This is a genomic window from Azoarcus indigens (genome assembly GCF_004361735.1).
GTDB lineage: Bacteria > Pseudomonadota > Gammaproteobacteria > Burkholderiales > Rhodocyclaceae > Azoarcus > Azoarcus indigens.
In genome coordinates this window covers 1-1,234 of record NZ_SNVV01000069.1, presented here as the reverse complement: position 1 = coordinate 1,234, position 1,234 = coordinate 1, and the positions used below count along the sequence as shown (strand labels likewise).

At 68.3% G+C, this 1,234-nt stretch carries 1 protein-coding gene; it reads right to left on the bottom strand.

Going from position 1 to position 1,234, the window contains the following annotated elements; genetic code table 11:
- The coding region (locus C7389_RS24715; protein ID WP_162851840.1) for an amino acid adenylation domain-containing protein at positions 1 to 1,234 on the bottom strand (1,234 nt) is incomplete at both ends.

Here is a 1,234-nt window from a genome sequence, read left to right as displayed (position 1 = left end):
ACTTCGCCTTGCGGCGCTTCGTAGGCTTGCGTGCTGCCCGCCTCCGCCTTCGGCAGCGCCTTGCGGTTTATCTTGCCGTTGGCGTTCAGCGGCAGGCTATCCAGCACCATCAGCACCGAGGGCACCATGTAGTCCGGCAGTTGCTCGCCCAGCTTGGTGCGCAGTTCCGCGGTGTCGATCTCCGCGCCCGCCTGGGCCGACACGTAGCCCACCAGCCGTGCCCCGCCCGGGCCTTCGTCGGCCACCACCACCGCTTCACGGATTTCCGGTTGGGCCAGCAGCTGCGCTTCCACTTCGCCCAGTTCGATGCGGAAGCCCCGGATCTTCACTTGATGGTCTATCCGGCCCAGGTACTCCAGTTCGCCTTCCGCGTTCCAGCGCACCAGGTCGCCGGTGCGGTACAGCCGCCCACCGGCTTCGTCGTAGGGGTCGGCGATGAAGCGCTCGGCACTCAGGCCGGGACGGTTCAGGTAGCCGCGCGCCAGGCCGACGCCGCCCAGGTACAGCTCGCCGGCCACGCCGGCCGGGGTCAGGTTGAGTTCGGTGTCCAGCACGTAGGCTTTGCGCTCGCCTACTGGCCGGCCTATGGGGACATAGGCGCTTTGCAGGATGTCGTCACGCCGGCCTTCCCAGACGCAGGGGCTGATCACCGCTTCGGTCGGGCCGTAGGAGTTCACCAGGCGTTCGGGCGTGAAGGCTTTGCAGGCGGTACGGTAGTTCTCCGCCGGCCAGGCTTCTCCACCGGCAATGCACAGTCTCACCGGGAGTCCGCTTTCGTCCTGGGTGGCTGCCAGTTCCCGCAGGTAGGCCGGCGGCAGGTGGAAGGCGGTGAGGCCCCGGGCGCGGGCTGCCGCGGTCAGCCGGGCTGTTTCCCGGTCTTCGGTCGCGAGCACGACGACAGCGCCGCCCGCAACCAGCGGAGATGCCCATTGGGAGACGGCGGCGTCGAAGCTGAGGGAGGCGAACTGCAGCAGGCGGTCGCTCGTGGAGAGTCCGAATTTGCCGATGACGGCTTGCAGATGCATGGCCAGGGGGGCGTGGGCGACGGCGACTGCTTTGGGCCGTCCGGTGGAGCCGGAGGTGTAGATCACATAGGCCAGGTTCTCTCCGCTCACCGGTACTTCGGGGTTGTGCGCCGGCTCGGCCGTCAGCGCCAGCGTGTCCAGTTCCAGGACAGTGAGTCCGCTCGGTAGCGGCAGCAGTGCCCGAAGCGCGCGCTGCGTGAGCAACAGCC